The organism is Bacillus sp. FSL K6-6540 (assembly GCF_038007545.1).
On the sequence record NZ_JBBOXH010000001.1, the window covers coordinates 2,240,591 to 2,254,413 of the forward strand.

Below are 13,823 nucleotides of genomic sequence, written 5' to 3' on the forward strand. Positions count from 1 at the left end.
ATGGCGGGCCCGGAAGTTTCATTTCGAATGCTGAAGCTGCTGGATCGGTTTCAAGGGGGTATCTCGAGACTGGGCGTCGACTATGAAACGCTGCGGCGGATCCTGCATGTCAAGCTGCTGATGGACTCGAGGCGGGCACCCGTCATATTATCTTCAAACAGCCGGAAGGCTGAAGAGCAGGACAAAAACCTGTTTGTCAGTTCCCTCTGGTTGTATGGCTTAATCGGGCTTGTCCTGACGCCGTTTGTGTTTTGGAGCGATCCGGAATATCTGATGCCGATGAGCATCCTGTCCGCTATCCTCATGTTCCTGATCATGACCTCCATGATTTCGGATTTCTCATCCGTGCTTTTGGATGTGCGCGACCGCAGCATTCTGATGACGAAACCGATCGACGGCCGCACGGTCGGCGTGGCCAGATCGATTCATGCCGGAATTTATTTGCTGCTGCTGACCGGAGCGCTATCGGCCGCTTCACTTGCCGTGGGGCTGTTTAAGCATGGCGTGCTGTTCTTCCTGATCTGCATCCTTGAGCTTATTTTGATGAATATGCTCATTCTGGTGAGCACCTCCATGATTTATCTGGTGCTGCTGAAATATTGGGACGGAGAGAAACTGAAGGATCTGATCAATTATGTACAGATTGGGCTTTCCGCTACGCTGGCCATCGGCTATCAGTTCGTGATCCGTTCATTTGATTTGATTGATTTCAATTTGGTATTTACGCCGGCCTGGTGGCAGGTCCTGCTTCCGCCCGTATGGTTTGCGGCCCCATTTGAATGGATGTTCGGCGAGGGGAGCGGGTGGCTGATTGTCCTATCCTTATTGGCCGTGTTCGTTCCGGTTCTGCTCATGGTGGTGTACCTTCGTTATATTCCATCCTTCGAGCAGTATCTGGAAAAGCTGGCGCACAGCGAAGCGGGAAAAGGGCGGGAGCGCGGTCGGTTTGACAGGTTTTTGGCCAAAATCGTATGCCGGTCCCGCACGGAACAGGCATGTTTCCGGTTATCTGCCAGCATGTTGAAGAACGAGAGAGAATTCAAGCTTAAGGTGTATCCTACGCTCGGGTTGTCCGTTCTGCTGCCCTACTTGTTCTTTTTCTCCACGATCCGTAATTCCTCCCTGGCGGAAATCGGCAGGGGATCGTCGTACTATGTGCTGCACGTCATGCTTATCATGATTGTAACCGTCGTGATGATGTTGAAATTCTCCGGCAAACCCAAGGCCTTCTGGCTGTTTGGGGCGGCCCCGCTGCCAAACATGAGTCCCTTATATCAAGGAGCTTTAAAGGCCTTTGCCATAAAAATGTTCCTGCCGTTGTTCACTGTGAATGCGATCGTATTCCTGATCATATTCGGTATTCGGATCCTACCGGACGTTCTCATCATTCTTCTTACCGGCTTGGTGCTGATTCCTGTGTCGGCCAAGGCGATGCTTCGCCATCCGCCGTTCTCCCAAGCGTTTAATGTGGCTCAGCAAAAAGACGGCTGGTGGGTGCTGCTGTTCATTATCGTTGTCGGCGGGTTATGCGGCTTGCACTATTTTAGTAGCACGGTTACCTACGGTATATCGGCCTATATCGTCGTGCTGCTGGCTGCCAATGGTATGGCTTGGACCAGACTGTATAAGTGACTGCTTTACTCATACACAAAAACATTCCGGCTAACAAGGCGCATCCTTTTGAAAGGTTGGGGACGAGAACGGAATAAAAGGGGAGGGGCATCCGGCGGATGCCTCTTCTTGGAATACAGATTAGTTGATCCTATCTTAATATCTAATTGTGTAAGGTTTATGTCAGAATAAAATAAATTCTGTCGTTCCTTAATGGTTGAACAGGAACGTAGGTTCGTATATAATAGAGTTATATCTAGTTATCTCCTTTTATAAACTCTACACTTCATAGATCCATGATGGATTCCCCCACATATGTATTTAATTACCTGTTGTTATGCCTACATGGCCTTATATAATCGACTTAGATGATGTCAGGATGTTATGCATCGTGCGACACGAGTTTATTCTGGCTTAGTTATGTTCATAAGGTCGTGGATTCTTGATCATTGATGCTCGTTTTTTGTTTTGCGGATTGAACGTTGCAGTGGTTTGCTTCGTCTTGGCGTTATAAGTTCCGGGCCGTTGTGCTTGGTAATTATTGTATACAAGCCGGAGCTATTGACGCCGTTCGATGTTATTGCATTTTTCATCAGAGCTTCCAGACATATAAGAAATGGCAGGCGCCATCGGAATTGACCTCAAGAACATGCATCATTCAGGGACGACTCGATAGAATCTGAAGGCTGAAGATATACGTTTCTTAGAGACGTTATAACCACTCAGCTCAACCAGGATGAATCGGGAAGTGGCGTTGTACACATTAAACCATTTCTTTACGGTGTAGGGAGGAAATCTTTGAATGGAAGCTATTTGGTTTATGGTGTTTTCGACTTTTGAAACACTGGCGATTTATTCACTGATCATGACATTGCTTAGATTTAAAACAACGGAGTACATATGGCAAGCCCTGCTGGTTATGATCCTTGCCAATCTACAGAGTTACATCATGCGGAATGAACTCTCGCTCGATTTTCTTGCCCCGCTTATTACGGTAATGATCTTTGTGTTCTTGTTCTCGGCCATCATTAAAATTCCAGTCATTTGGTCGGCGATTTGCACCATTATAGGCTACATGTTCTACGCGTTGATTCAAACCGCCTATTTGACTACGGTGTTCGGATCGATCAATGCCATTCAGACCGATCCTGCCAAAGGTTACATCCTTCAAGTTCTGTCAGGAGCGACGGGACTGCTGATATCCTGGTTGATGTACAGGTTCGGTATCGGGTTTAAGTACGACCTGGAGAAGCTGCGCATTAAATTTGAACATATTCTGTTGATCGCTTTAATTATCGTAGTGCTGATATTAATTGCCATTCTGTTTTACCTCAACCGCCTGTGGCTGCATCTTCTCTTCTTTGGAATCACATTTGGAATCTTCTTGTATTATGCGATCAATACAGAGGAGCGGGAGTCTTATGATCATAGAAGGACTGTCAGAGCGGATAGCGGAGAGGATCAAACGTCAGGTACCTGATCATCCGTCCTCCGTTCCTGTTTTGAAGCACGCGCTCGCCATTCTATTCAACGTGATGTTCATTGTCGTATTCACGCTGCTGATTTCGATCTTCTCGGGTAACGTGAGAGAGGCGGTCATAGCCTTGACGGGCTTCGCAATACTGAGGCAATTCTCGGGAGGGTATCACCTTAAGACGGGGGCCGGCTGTATTGCGTTCACGACAGCACTGTTTACCTTGGTGACTTTTGTTGATATGGGGATTGCAGCTGTGCTCGTTATGAATGCGCTTAGTCTGTTGCTGGTTATGCTGTTTGCTCCCAGCCGAATCGAGAGACAATCCCGGATACCGAGCAAGCATTACTCTAAACTCCGCTTGATTAGCTGCTTCATCGTGATGTTCAATTTTGTCCTTCAGTCCCCAACATTGGCTGTCATATTTTTAATCCAGGCTATTAGTTTATTACGCTGGAAAGGAGGACAAGCTCATGTTATGGATCCATAAGATTCGTCATCGTTTTTTTTCGTTCATCGCATCTGCACTGACGTTGGTAGCCGTATTTGTCGTTAATACTGCAAGTCCCGTATTTGTGTACAGCGGAGAGACGCCGGAAGAACTTTTGAAATAAATCTTGATCCAATTGATACGGGGACTGGGGTACACCAAATTTGTGGTAGGTTCATGGTTGTTGAATGAGATATGGGTCGTAGTAGCCGGTGCCGGTTGGCGCCGGTTTTTATTATGACTAAGGAAGCTACAGCTGAGTCCTTAACGGTCGGTTCCATCGATGCTCCAATGATTGCGAGTTTGTTAGTAATGGATGCCAAGCCAATTAGGGTAAAATTGACATTGATAAAAGAACGAGTGTTCGCATATAATTAATACAAACAAACGTTCTTATCAGAGGTGGGTGCATCATGTTTGAGAAATACCTGGAGCAAACCGTAGAAATCATATACGAAGACCGTAAGGGCAACATTACCCAGCGCAAAATACAGATACACAGCATTAAGGATCAGCGGATTCGGGCAACGTGCCTGGAGACGGGAAAGCCCCGAGTATTCAATGAAAACAACATCCTGTCCTGGAGGCCCCAGAAAGGAAGAGGTTCGCATGCTTCCTGATCTGGAACGAAAACTGCTCCGAATTTTGATCAACTATCCGGCGCATCGCAGCCGTGTCCCGACCTTGCGGTTACTTAAGTACCTAACGGGACGTAAACCGAATGAAATTATGGAGGGCATAGCTTCATTGGAGGAACAAGGCTATATTATGTTTAAGAACAAGCGGGAATTGCAGAGCCTGATTGTACTGAAAGAAGAGGCACAGCCCGTTCAAAGAGTGGAAAGAGCTGCGGATTACTGGACGACACATTGATTCGGCAGGAGGTATAGAGATGCCTGTGCTTAGAGATTGCACGGATGAGGGGACACGAGCCGAATTTCATTTTATATCACGTATCCCTGGAAAGTACGAAGGATGCCAAATCAACTTTAAATTTTATGATTCCAACCGATTCATCTATGATTTGAATTTCGGTTGGACGAATCTAACGATTCGTAATTATATTACAGTAACTACGGAATTTCCGTTGGACACACTGAATGGATTCAAATTAGATGGATTATATATGTCATTCGAAAAACATCTTTATCAATTAAGCTGGAGAAGAAGCCAATCGGAAGGTATTTATGAGTTGGGCTTTTTTGGGTCTGATCAAGATTTCACGCTTACGGCTGATATAGACTCAGTCAGAAAGTTTGGTTCTCAATTTAAGTTGGAATGGGATCAAGCACCGATATTCGATTGAATTCTTTGCGTCTTAGGTAAGGACAAAAGTACGGGTACTTGGCCCTCTTTAGTTTCCCCCATCGTCCCCCGAGACTCGCTATACGCAGAAAAGCATGTCATACGAGCAACCGGCGGCCTTTGAAAAGACCTACAAACTTATGAGACCATGCTTGATGATACGCTGTCTACGCTAAGTGTGAGAGAAACAAGTGTATGTAATTCGGTAATTACAGATTGCTAGGATAAATGTATATGATCATGGACAGGTTGTGTAGAGCGCCTGCTTGGCAGTCGAGCCAAGGTTTCCATCTGTTTATTTGTAAAAAGGGCTGAAATATAGAATTTAGACACTCAACGATGTTTTTTATTTTTTTTGTCAATTTTCGACAATTCAACATTATAAATTACATTAAAATACACATATTTTATATCATATGTATCATATTCCAATATTTAGGATACATGTTACAATGAAACCAATCGGCCGATTATATAATTAGAAGAGAGGCGGAATACCTTTGAAGATGAAAAAACTGTTCTCTATCTTACTAATTTCTGCAAGTCTTATGACTGTTTCGCAATCTGCTTTTGCTGATGAAGCAACTACAGAATTAACACCGCAAGTGATTGGTGTTGGGGATACACGGGCAACAGCTATTGATCTTTTTAATGGATCTGAATACAATTTATTTTTAGAAAGTGCAATTGACGAAGATTGGTTCAAGTGGACCAACAATACTGGAGCACCTAAATTGATTTATAGTAACGCTTATAACAAAGGTAGCGAGAATATTATAATACAGTCAGCTATTTTCCAATACGGAGAAGGTCGCGAATCAGGTGTGATTTATGCAAATCCAACTAAAAAGGGTAACACTGGCTGGCCATCTACATTTGAATTTATATATGTTCCAGCAGGAACAACTGTATTCTTTAAGGTACAGGCTCAGGAATTTGTTAAATTAGAGAGTTATAGATATCAGTTCTTAGTTCAAGATTTTAACTAATCTAATAATAGGCACTCCTTATGTGGGGTGCTTTTTTTGTGAAATTCATAATTTTATAGGGCGACAACCACCTATAGAGAGTGGTGAAGGGTTAATTGAGATGACGATACGGGACATTCTGGGTATCCCTTTATATTGTCTTGTTTGGTCAAGAGCAAAAACGTTGAACCTTAGGAGGGGAAGGATCTATTTAGAAGACTGCAAGCTATTTAAATAATGCAAGAAATGGATCATGGGATGTATCGCTTGGTATGATCACGTGTCATAATCTCATTGACATTACATAGTTGGAGTAGTCGCTCATGGTTTTCGCAATAGCATTATGATTATGTGGGGCGATATTACTTTTGCTCAGGTGCCTGCTGGGTATAAAGAAGCATCTAGAAATCGTCAGGCTACTCTTGCACTAGAAAACTTCCAATCTATTCCAAACAAATGTTGAAGTTTGTTGAATTGTAAATAGGTTTTGAGAAATATTTACTGATTCTTCCTGCGATGCTATATTAGCCATATACTAATACTTTGGAGGAGAGTAAATAATGAAGATAAAGAGACTCGCAGGATTTACAATTGCATTTGCACTTGGTATTTTTATTGCAAACGTCGGAGGGGATGTGTCAGCGCAAGTTAAGTCGCTTATTGGTAAAAAGGTAACTGGCGAGTATTCTATAGTGGTGAATGGAAAGACACTTTCAGATAAGGGAGCAATTATTGATGGCAGAGCCAATGTTCCCATACGTGCACTGGCTGATTCTATTGGAGCTGATATAAAAGTGGAGGGGAAAACAATTGTTGTCTCAACCGAAGGAGTTGGATCAATAGATAAGGTTGTTCTTATTGATGGGATACAATATGTTACGAAACCTGAATTAATGAACCTAAAGAAACATTTGGAGGATAATTTGATAACTTATCAAAATGAACTTGAGATAGAACTTGCTAAAAGTGAACAAATGGAAAGTGTACCAATTGGTGTTGTTAAGGATACGTGGTTAGCAGGAATAAATACATTAGAAGAAAAAATAAAAATAACAAATGAACAATTAAAAGAAGTGAGTGAGGCGCTCAAAGGGTTCAAATAATTAAGACTAAAGTCCTGCTATTTTGGAAGGTTTATTTTTGATCGATGTGATGGTACTGAACACTCTCTTTATCTGGCATTTTTTCATAGGATAAGCAGCCAATTAGAGAATAATGGAACTATCAAAATGAAATCACAGACGTTGATCATGAAGCATAACGTGCCGTAAGGCGGTTTCATTTTGCCCCTGGGTAGTCCGGGGGCTCTTTTTAATACACAGAGACAAGGCGAAGAAGAGCGGACGTTTTTCAATTTTGGTTCAACAGATAAAATTAATAATTGAAGAGGAACAAATAAAAAAGAAAAGAGCCCCTTGCTACGCAAGGACTCTTAGTGATGATCTGTAGTGGGCTCGAACCACTGACCCCTACCCTGTCAAAGTCAATGCGCGTACCCTTTTGAGTGTTTCTGATTTTATAAAACCTATGTAAATCAAGGTAACTGACGTTTTTCATTCTGCTGAATAGTCTCATTTTATCCTCCTTAATTTTGATTTCTCCCCCAATTGATTTGCGAGGGATTTACGAGAAAATTCATTGTACTTACCTGCAGTTTTCTTCTTGACCTTTTTCGTAAGGGTGAACATAGATATCTGATGTTGTAGAAAGGTGGGAGTGTCCCAATCTTTCTTGGATTACCTTAAGGACAGAATCGAAATTATGTTCGTCCTCGTCTTCAAGAAGGAGGGTCCCGGTGCTATGACGCAGTCCGTGGAATTTAATGAACCTGGTTTTATATCTAGCACAAAACTATTCGGAGGGGTTCTGATAGGTCTTGTTTTAGCAACCTCTGCCAGTGCTTTTGCAGATAGTGTAAAAAGCATGATTGGAAAAAAATGACCGGGGAATACACAGTTGTAGTTAACGGTCAGAAATTGACGGACAAAGGCGCGATAATTGATGGCAAAGCAAACGTGCCGGTACGTGGCATTACCGAGGCATCGGGTGCGGATATTAAGGTGGATGGGAAAACGATTATTGTAACTACAGAAAGCGAAAATAATCAAACGTCTATTGAGCCGACTGTTTCACAAAATAACAAGGAATTAACTAAACAGCAATTAGAGAGTAACCTGGATAATTTGAAGAATAATATCCTTGCTCCGAAAGTCCAAACAGTAACTGAAATCGAGAGCAATATCCAGAAATTAAAGGATGATGACAAAGAGTATAGATTGTTCTTGGGAAAAAGCGATGGCACAAGAAAGAGATATCAACAAAGTAAGCCCCTGGGCAGCAGCTGCTTGGGATGCAGCGAAAAAGAAAGGGCTTTTCGATGGCAGCTGCCCCGGAGATCCTTTGATCCGCGAAGAGGCGGCAATCGTCTTCCTCCGTTTGGAAAAAAATATTCTCCAGAAATTAAACAAATAACACGAGTACCCTTCGGGCCTATTACTGGCTGGCAGGGTCTTTTTTGATGGTTTAGCGGCACTTTCATTTTACCCAGGAAAGGTTTTATTGTTATGAAAAGTGCTGTCCCGCAGCCATTTTCATGGCTTTTGGAACAGCTTCTGTTTTCATCAGTTTTTAGATCCAAAAACCTGCTGCCAAAATGATAACGAGAAGAATGTACAGAACCAAGACAAAAGTAGCACTACGGCCATAGCCATACCCGGCATCAGCGCTCATGGTTATTCCTCCTTTGTTTTAGAGTCAGATTATTAATATGTGGTCACTTATGTATAAGCTTGGGTGATTAACTAAGTGTTTAGCCTAATTTTCAAGCCTATTTCGATTGCTGCTTGGGTGGAGGAGGAAGTTTTTAACGTGAGGGAGTTGTTGCAGCCCCTTTGTATTTTTTTTGATGATGTACATTTGAAAATGATTAGCAAAGTGGCATTTCTGTGAATATACATGAGAGTGTAGCCCGCCAACTACAACTCAGGTTTCCTTCTTTAAAAAAGAAGAAGCTGTCCCGCAGTCATTTTTATGGCTTTTGTGACAGCTTCCTCTTTTTGTACGGTGTCATATGCTCCATTTTCCGTCCGCATTGACGGGAAGGAGAAAAAACTCGGGGTAACACAACCCGTGATATCCATGTGGTCAGCGCCGCATCGGTAAAAAGAACCTCGCTGGCTTAGGCTGGCGTTTTTTTTTTGTTAATAAGAATATTGGCCCTAGCATTGCTTGAGTTTTTGAATACTTTGTATCAGATCGTTGAAAGGAGGAGTCCTCATGGGTGAAGTTGGTTACGAAGGTGGATACGGCGGTAAAAACTCAGTCGGAGCAGTTCTAGTTCTCTTTATCTTGTTGGTCATCATTTTAGGTTCTTTCTGGGTATAATACTCCCCCGGATGACAAAGACCCTACGTGATTTGAACATTTGTATTTATGTGAGAGGATCCCTACCGGCTTAGGCTATCGGGGGTCCTTTTTCTTTGTCTTCTATCGGTGAAGTAGGGGATAACAGCCTCCTGATCGATTTACCCAGTAGCAAATCTCCGCTTACCGACAATGCCCTCCATCTCCTGTTTTTCTATCTGAGTAAACAGGGCTTCGATGAACGGAACAATACCGAAGCTAGGGACGGTAGCGGAATAGACGAGAGTATTTCTTTCCGCTGTATTAGTGGCAGCCGTCGCAAATCCTGACCGTAATACTGCAGCAAGTCGAATATGACGAATGTAGACGGCAGAGTTCCGGCTAAAGCTGTAATTTTATCCGTCTTCTTCGCCTGGAATCGGGTCATAACCGCTTCAAAATCCGAGTTGCCAGTCGCGGGATCAACGCACGCGATTTCGCCGTCCAATACGATGTCATGCGGAAATATAGCGTTGGCTATCTCAGGATATTGGCGAGAACAGTCGTTGTTTTGGCGCGTGTATAGGCGAACAACGCCATTCTGCTGCGAAAAAATCAAGCGGTTGCCATCGATTTTAGGTTCAAATATGAAGCGCGAGTCTGAGAATGGAGCGGGCGCTGTTGCGAGTAACATCGGTTCAATAAACATAGAAATGCCTCTTTACCTGAATTATAGCGCTTGGCTATGTAATAAAGAGGCGAGAAGTAATGGTAGGATTAATGTCATGTCATCTATTCTAAAATAGCCCGGACAAATGCGACAATTGACAAAGATAAATCCGGAATAAAATATACATAATTATACCATTTAATGGTTCTAACATACTATATACTCCAATAATATCCAAATGATACAATTGATATGGGTTATGTAAATTAACTTTTATAAATATCTGGAGGTGTTAGCGTGGTTAGAATGGGGAAAAAATTTGTAATATTCTCTTCTATCATTGCTGCTTTTATGACTGTAGCAGCGCCAGTATCTGCAAGTCCTATCTCACAGACAGAATCTGAGATAACGCCTCAATATTGTAACCCATGTAAAGTAAAAGCGGGTTATATGTACCCAAAAAGTCAGTATAGCAGAGACTATTTCACGCCATTACATTACATTACAGTTGATGGAGTGGAGTACTTTTTTTGGTACATAGATGATGATAAATCTACAGCAACACATTGGTATACTGTTTGGAAAGAAGAATAACGAAAAATCCTTGGGGTTTGAATAACCTCAAGGTTTTTTTGTATACATAATAAGGCTGTGATGTAACGAAATTGCGTAAATGTTTTAACATCACGTCGGCTAAGATCGGAGGACATTATAAATGACAACGACTCGTAAAAAGCTTGAAGGTAACGGTCTTTGGGAATCGAGTCGGATGATGCTTCCGGAACATAAAGAAACTATCATCCGCCGACAGCTGGAAGAGGGAAGGAAGAATAAACCGGTTCTTGATCCGCAGGAAATGGAATTGATTGAGCAGGCGCTTGCAGAGTCATTTCATATGCACCGTACAATCAAATTGCGTTTGTTCGATGAATATGCGGACCAGGAACTGACCGGCACTGTATCCGTAATTCACACTTACAGACGTGAAATCAAGCTGGCTACCGGAATAGGCGAATGGGAATGGATCAAGATTAATGACATAGTTTCGGCAAATTGAAAATACTCGGCAAATGTAATCCCGTTGGCGTAGACTGACGGGGTTCTTTTTATCTTTCTTTATATAAAGAAGGCGTTACCTTTGAACAAATTATTATAATAGTAGAAATGAGGTCAAATAAGACCAAAAAGTGGTCTTAAAAGTAGTGTCTAACTGACTATGTCCCCCAATTCGTCCCCAAAAGTGAAATTCAGATAGACAACCATTAGAAGAAAAGAAAAAAGCCCTTGCTACGCAAGGGCTCTTCATGATGATCTGTAGTGGGCTCGAACCACTGACCCCTACCCTGTCAAGATAGTGCTCTCCCAGCTGAGCTAACAGATCATGAAATATTTAAAAAGGTAATTCATATATTACCAGCAGACAAGGAGGCTGTCAATGGTTTTCTCGTTATAAAATACCACGTTCCGGTTCAGACTAAATACAGCATGATTTTGCCAATGAAGGAGCGTGAAAGGCATGACAGGTGGGAAATCCCATCGTATCAAGCGAGTAGGACTGGTGCTCTCGTTATTGGCGGTATCTATTGCGGGCGGCGGCTGCAGTGTCCCGGAAAGAACATCGGTGCAATTGGAGCCGCTGCATGCCCCTGCAGCGCCCGTGATGCTGGATGTGTACGGGCGCTCTGTTGATCAGGACGTATATTCCAAGCAGGGAAGCGTGGCGGTGGAGCCGGTATCCCCGATGGATGCGGCGGACACGTTAAGGGATCTCCATCCATAAAGAGCTCCAGGACTGCTTTGTGCTTAAAGCGGCGCCAACCATCATGATGATCTCTGCACGAACAGTGAGCAGAACAAACCGCCGGCTGGCAGGCTGGCGGCTTGTTGTAAGACGGCCGATGCTATTCCTCATCCCATTTGCGGGAATAACCTTTTTTGATCGTCCAGAAGGTGGGATAGATGATCAGGGCAGCAATGACCACAGCCCAAAATATCGTGGCTCCCATGCTCATAAAGGCAATGCTCCTTTCATGAAGACGTTAGCTTCTACTACTATACAGGAAAACGAATATTTTGTATAATATCTCGACCTGCGATATCACGAGGAATTGATTCTACATAAAGAGGTGTTGAAATGGCAGCAGAAATCATCAATGTATCAACGGAAGAGCAGTTGCAGCAGGCGCTGGATATCCGAAAGGATGTGTTTGTCCTAGAACAGAAGGTGCCGATCGATTTGGAGATCGATGATTACGACCGCCTGGAATCGGATGCACACCATGTCTTGATCAAGTCGGAGGGGCAGTACGCCGCAACCGGGCGTATTACCTATTACAATAAGGATTCCGCCAAAATGCAGCGGATCGCGGTGCGGAAGCCGTTCCGTTCCAAAGGGATTGGCCGTGTGCTGATGATGGCGCTGGAAGCGCAGGCTCGCGAACTAAAGCTGCAATATTCCGTGCTCGATGCACAGGTGCAGGCAGAGGCTTTTTACCGCAAGCTCGGGTATGAGACGATTTCGGACGAGCCGTTTGATGATGCAGGCATTCCCCATGTTCGCATGAAAAAGGAATTGTAAGGCCGCAAACCAAAGCAAATCCAAATATGATGCGGGTCATTAACGCATCGTCCCCAAAAAAGAAAAGACCTCGAGCATCGCCTCGAGGTCTTTTGCGCATAAATTAGAACGTCGGCAAATTGTCCAGGTTGTTGCTTGGATCGCCATCCGCATTGGAACGAAGATGTTCGTCTCCATCACGTCCACGGAATACGTTCAGGTTCTTGATTTCCTTATTCTTGGCCATCTGTTGGGCCGTTTTGTAGTCCACGACGCTGCCGTTATCCAGCTTAAGTTCGATGATGTCGCCATCACCATTTTTACGTACGCCTACTACTTCTTGTTGTTGATCCATATGAATCGCCTCCCGGCCTTATTATTCCCGGGAACCCTCGTAAACTATGCATTGACGCATATTGAACTACAATTCGTATACCCGCTGCTGCTCCACGAATTCCATGTTTCCGGTCTTGCCGATGAAAGCTTCGACCTCATCGCTGTAATGCATAAGATAGGTACGCTCCTGAATTTCTTGAGGCAGGCTGAGCAGTTCATCGAGTGTCGTGTGCACCTCGCCCGGGCCCTGCAGCTGGCATTCATGCAGAATCACTTCGCAATCCCGTTCATTTACCAATTGCTTCAGCAGGATGGGGTCGAATACCATGTCCGCGCTGTAAAAAATCCGATCGTTCAAATAAAGCGAATAGCTGTCTTTGCCCGGAATATGCTGCGTATGAATCAGCTCCACCGAGGTTCCGGATGAAATAGCGGCCTTCACGCCCGGTTTCAAAGGATGCACGTCAAATACATCCTGAAGGGAAGAGATATGTCCCTGCTGGTATAAGCCGCCCTTGAGTGTATGTTCCCATATCGGTTCCACCAGCGCTTCAGCAATATAGAGCGGGAGTTTGCGATCGTATTTCATCTTCATAATAAACGCAAGCTCCTCCAAACCGCCAACATGGTCGGCATGAATATGCGTGATGAGCACGGCGTCCACATCGTTAAACGTCTTGTTCATCTGATGCAGCGCCAACGGAGCAGTGATTCCGCAGTCGATGAGCAGCGTGAAATTTCCGTCATGTATCAGTGCGTTATTGTTATAGTAGTTCTTGGCAAACGCACTGCCGGTGCCAAGCATTTGCAATGTCAGTGTCAATGGATGAAACCTCCTGATGAAATGATGTATAGTCCAAGTATGCTTATGTGTATTTTAACGAATTTCTTATGTATTTACACGGAGTATATGCTCGAAACGGAGCCTTAATGCTGCAAAAATCGTGATAAGATCTAGCCTTGAACCACGAGAAAAAAATTTTACCACAAAGTGCAAAATTGTCCGCAACTTGTTTTTTGACATGTAGTATACACATATAACAACAAGAAGAGTCAATGGAGGGAACGTA

The 13,823-nt window shown here is 43.6% G+C and carries 21 protein-coding genes and 1 tRNA gene; 16 read left to right on the plus strand and 6 right to left on the minus strand.

Annotated features, from left to right (window positions below):
* The 9 genes from MHH82_RS09810 to MHH82_RS09850 all read left to right on the plus strand — a co-directional run bounded on the left by MHH82_RS09810 (position 1) and on the right by MHH82_RS09850 (position 6,951).
* The gene (locus tag MHH82_RS09810) at positions 1-1,632 is read left to right on the plus strand and encodes a hypothetical protein (RefSeq protein ID WP_340965436.1); all 1,632 of its coding nucleotides are present in this window, start codon (positions 1-3) and stop codon (positions 1,630-1,632) included.
* 781 nt (positions 1,633-2,413) lie between these two features.
* On the plus strand, positions 2,414-3,091 hold the full coding sequence (locus tag MHH82_RS09815; RefSeq protein WP_015734289.1) for a hypothetical protein: 678 nt from the start codon (positions 2,414-2,416) through the stop codon (positions 3,089-3,091).
* Entirely contained in the window at positions 3,033-3,575 is a 543-nt protein-coding gene (locus MHH82_RS09820) for an accessory gene regulator ArgB-like protein (protein WP_051425425.1), read from the plus strand. The genes MHH82_RS09815 and MHH82_RS09820 overlap by 59 nt, the downstream gene beginning before the upstream one ends.
* Positions 3,559-3,699, plus strand: coding sequence for a cyclic lactone autoinducer peptide (locus MHH82_RS09825; RefSeq protein ID WP_009589655.1), 141 nt, complete (start codon positions 3,559-3,561; stop codon positions 3,697-3,699). Before MHH82_RS09820 ends, MHH82_RS09825 begins: the two co-directional genes overlap by 17 nt.
* Before the next feature lie 289 nt (positions 3,700-3,988).
* Entirely contained in the window at positions 3,989-4,195 is a 207-nt protein-coding gene (locus MHH82_RS09830; protein WP_009589586.1) for a hypothetical protein, read from the plus strand.
* Positions 4,185-4,448 (plus strand): hypothetical protein, encoded by a 264-nt coding sequence (locus tag MHH82_RS09835; RefSeq protein ID WP_015734291.1) that lies wholly within the window; start codon positions 4,185-4,187, stop codon positions 4,446-4,448. Before MHH82_RS09830 ends, MHH82_RS09835 begins: the two co-directional genes overlap by 11 nt.
* A gap of 19 nt (positions 4,449-4,467) precedes the next feature.
* On the plus strand, positions 4,468-4,881 hold the full coding sequence (locus tag MHH82_RS09840; RefSeq protein ID WP_251493733.1) for a hypothetical protein: 414 nt from the start codon (positions 4,468-4,470) through the stop codon (positions 4,879-4,881).
* 499 nt (positions 4,882-5,380) lie between these two features.
* Positions 5,381-5,869, plus strand: coding sequence for a hypothetical protein (locus tag MHH82_RS09845; protein ID WP_340965438.1), 489 nt, complete (start codon positions 5,381-5,383; stop codon positions 5,867-5,869).
* 539 nt (positions 5,870-6,408) lie between these two features.
* Positions 6,409-6,951, plus strand: a complete 543-nt coding sequence (locus MHH82_RS09850) for a hypothetical protein (RefSeq protein WP_340965440.1) — start codon at positions 6,409-6,411, stop codon at positions 6,949-6,951.
* Positions 6,952-7,492: 541 nt separating this feature from the next.
* Here MHH82_RS09850 and MHH82_RS09855 read toward each other — a convergent pair.
* Positions 7,493-7,672: a tyrosine-type recombinase/integrase gene (locus MHH82_RS09855; protein ID WP_340969888.1), complete on the minus strand. Its 180-nt coding sequence runs from the start codon at positions 7,670-7,672 to the stop codon at positions 7,493-7,495.
* Here MHH82_RS09855 and MHH82_RS09860 point away from each other — a divergent pair.
* Together MHH82_RS09860 and MHH82_RS09865 are read left to right on the plus strand one after the other, a co-directional pair.
* A complete protein-coding gene (locus tag MHH82_RS09860) occupies positions 7,649-7,789 on the plus strand; it encodes a hypothetical protein (RefSeq protein WP_251493735.1) in 141 nt (46 codons plus the stop codon). The two genes, MHH82_RS09855 and MHH82_RS09860, sit on opposite strands and share 24 nt — an antisense overlap.
* Positions 7,786-8,367 (plus strand): stalk domain-containing protein, encoded by a 582-nt coding sequence (locus MHH82_RS09865; RefSeq protein ID WP_340965442.1) that lies wholly within the window; start codon positions 7,786-7,788, stop codon positions 8,365-8,367. The genes MHH82_RS09860 and MHH82_RS09865 overlap by 4 nt, the downstream gene beginning before the upstream one ends.
* Positions 8,368-8,476: 109 nt before the next feature.
* Here the strand turns inward: MHH82_RS09865 and MHH82_RS09870 are convergent, their stop codons facing one another.
* On the minus strand, positions 8,477-8,578 hold the full coding sequence (locus MHH82_RS09870) for a hypothetical protein (protein WP_015734293.1): 102 nt from the start codon (positions 8,576-8,578) through the stop codon (positions 8,477-8,479).
* Between the two features lie 546 nt (positions 8,579-9,124).
* Between MHH82_RS09870 and MHH82_RS09875 the strand changes: the two genes are divergently transcribed.
* Positions 9,125-9,232: a sporulation protein YjcZ gene (locus MHH82_RS09875; protein WP_192569185.1), complete on the plus strand. Its 108-nt coding sequence runs from the start codon at positions 9,125-9,127 to the stop codon at positions 9,230-9,232.
* 193 nt (positions 9,233-9,425) lie between these two features.
* Here the strand turns inward: MHH82_RS09875 and MHH82_RS09880 are convergent, their stop codons facing one another.
* A complete protein-coding gene (locus MHH82_RS09880; protein ID WP_340965444.1) occupies positions 9,426-9,899 on the minus strand; it encodes an ATP-dependent DNA ligase in 474 nt (157 codons plus the stop codon).
* Between the two features lie 258 nt (positions 9,900-10,157).
* On the opposite strand from MHH82_RS09880, the gene MHH82_RS09885 reads away from it, so the two are divergent.
* Positions 10,158-10,454 (plus strand): hypothetical protein, encoded by a 297-nt coding sequence (locus tag MHH82_RS09885; RefSeq protein ID WP_041621959.1) that lies wholly within the window; start codon positions 10,158-10,160, stop codon positions 10,452-10,454.
* 121 nt (positions 10,455-10,575) lie between these two features.
* Positions 10,576-10,917 (plus strand): YolD-like family protein, encoded by a 342-nt coding sequence (locus MHH82_RS09890; RefSeq protein WP_340965445.1) that lies wholly within the window; start codon positions 10,576-10,578, stop codon positions 10,915-10,917.
* Between the two features lie 251 nt (positions 10,918-11,168).
* On the opposite strand, the gene MHH82_RS09895 is transcribed toward MHH82_RS09890, so the two are convergent.
* Positions 11,169-11,241, minus strand: a tRNA-Val gene (locus MHH82_RS09895).
* Between the two features lie 135 nt (positions 11,242-11,376).
* On the opposite strand from MHH82_RS09895, the gene MHH82_RS09900 reads away from it, so the two are divergent.
* Together MHH82_RS09900 and MHH82_RS09905 are read left to right on the plus strand one after the other, a co-directional pair.
* Positions 11,377-11,640, plus strand: coding sequence for a hypothetical protein (locus MHH82_RS09900; RefSeq protein WP_340965446.1), 264 nt, complete (start codon positions 11,377-11,379; stop codon positions 11,638-11,640).
* Between the two features lie 354 nt (positions 11,641-11,994).
* Positions 11,995-12,438: a GNAT family N-acetyltransferase gene (locus MHH82_RS09905; RefSeq protein WP_015734297.1), complete on the plus strand. Its 444-nt coding sequence runs from the start codon at positions 11,995-11,997 to the stop codon at positions 12,436-12,438.
* A 103-nt stretch (positions 12,439-12,541) separates the two neighbouring features.
* Here MHH82_RS09905 and MHH82_RS09910 read toward each other — a convergent pair whose 3' ends face one another.
* Both MHH82_RS09910 and MHH82_RS09915 read right to left on the minus strand, forming a co-directional pair.
* Positions 12,542-12,772 (minus strand): DUF3892 domain-containing protein, encoded by a 231-nt coding sequence (locus MHH82_RS09910; protein WP_015734298.1) that lies wholly within the window; start codon positions 12,770-12,772, stop codon positions 12,542-12,544.
* 66 nt (positions 12,773-12,838) lie between these two features.
* Positions 12,839-13,576 (minus strand): MBL fold metallo-hydrolase, encoded by a 738-nt coding sequence (locus tag MHH82_RS09915; RefSeq protein ID WP_340965450.1) that lies wholly within the window; start codon positions 13,574-13,576, stop codon positions 12,839-12,841.
* Between the last annotated feature and the right edge of the window lie 247 nt (positions 13,577-13,823).

Coding starts and splice junctions, on each gene's coding strand:
- MHH82_RS09810 (WP_340965436.1), top strand. CDS start 1: ATGGCGGGCCCGGAAGTTTCATTTCGAATGCTGAAGCTGCTGGATCGG.
- MHH82_RS09815 (WP_015734289.1), top strand. CDS start 2,414: ATGGAAGCTATTTGGTTTATGGTGTTTTCGACTTTTGAAACACTGGCG.
- MHH82_RS09820 (WP_051425425.1), top strand. CDS start 3,033: ATGATCATAGAAGGACTGTCAGAGCGGATAGCGGAGAGGATCAAACGT.
- MHH82_RS09825 (WP_009589655.1), top strand. CDS start 3,559: ATGTTATGGATCCATAAGATTCGTCATCGTTTTTTTTCGTTCATCGCA.
- MHH82_RS09830 (WP_009589586.1), top strand. CDS start 3,989: ATGTTTGAGAAATACCTGGAGCAAACCGTAGAAATCATATACGAAGAC.
- MHH82_RS09835 (WP_015734291.1), top strand. CDS start 4,185: ATGCTTCCTGATCTGGAACGAAAACTGCTCCGAATTTTGATCAACTAT.
- MHH82_RS09840 (WP_251493733.1), top strand. CDS start 4,468: ATGCCTGTGCTTAGAGATTGCACGGATGAGGGGACACGAGCCGAATTT.
- MHH82_RS09850 (WP_340965440.1), top strand. CDS start 6,409: ATGAAGATAAAGAGACTCGCAGGATTTACAATTGCATTTGCACTTGGT.
- MHH82_RS09860 (WP_251493735.1), top strand. CDS start 7,649: ATGACGCAGTCCGTGGAATTTAATGAACCTGGTTTTATATCTAGCACA.
- MHH82_RS09865 (WP_340965442.1), top strand. CDS start 7,786: ATGACCGGGGAATACACAGTTGTAGTTAACGGTCAGAAATTGACGGAC.
- MHH82_RS09870 (WP_015734293.1), bottom strand. CDS start 8,578: ATGAGCGCTGATGCCGGGTATGGCTATGGCCGTAGTGCTACTTTTGTC.
- MHH82_RS09875 (WP_192569185.1), top strand. CDS start 9,125: ATGGGTGAAGTTGGTTACGAAGGTGGATACGGCGGTAAAAACTCAGTC.
- MHH82_RS09880 (WP_340965444.1), bottom strand. CDS start 9,899: ATGTTTATTGAACCGATGTTACTCGCAACAGCGCCCGCTCCATTCTCA.
- MHH82_RS09890 (WP_340965445.1), top strand. CDS start 10,576: ATGACAACGACTCGTAAAAAGCTTGAAGGTAACGGTCTTTGGGAATCG.
- MHH82_RS09900 (WP_340965446.1), top strand. CDS start 11,377: ATGACAGGTGGGAAATCCCATCGTATCAAGCGAGTAGGACTGGTGCTC.
- MHH82_RS09905 (WP_015734297.1), top strand. CDS start 11,995: ATGGCAGCAGAAATCATCAATGTATCAACGGAAGAGCAGTTGCAGCAG.
- MHH82_RS09910 (WP_015734298.1), bottom strand. CDS start 12,772: ATGGATCAACAACAAGAAGTAGTAGGCGTACGTAAAAATGGTGATGGC.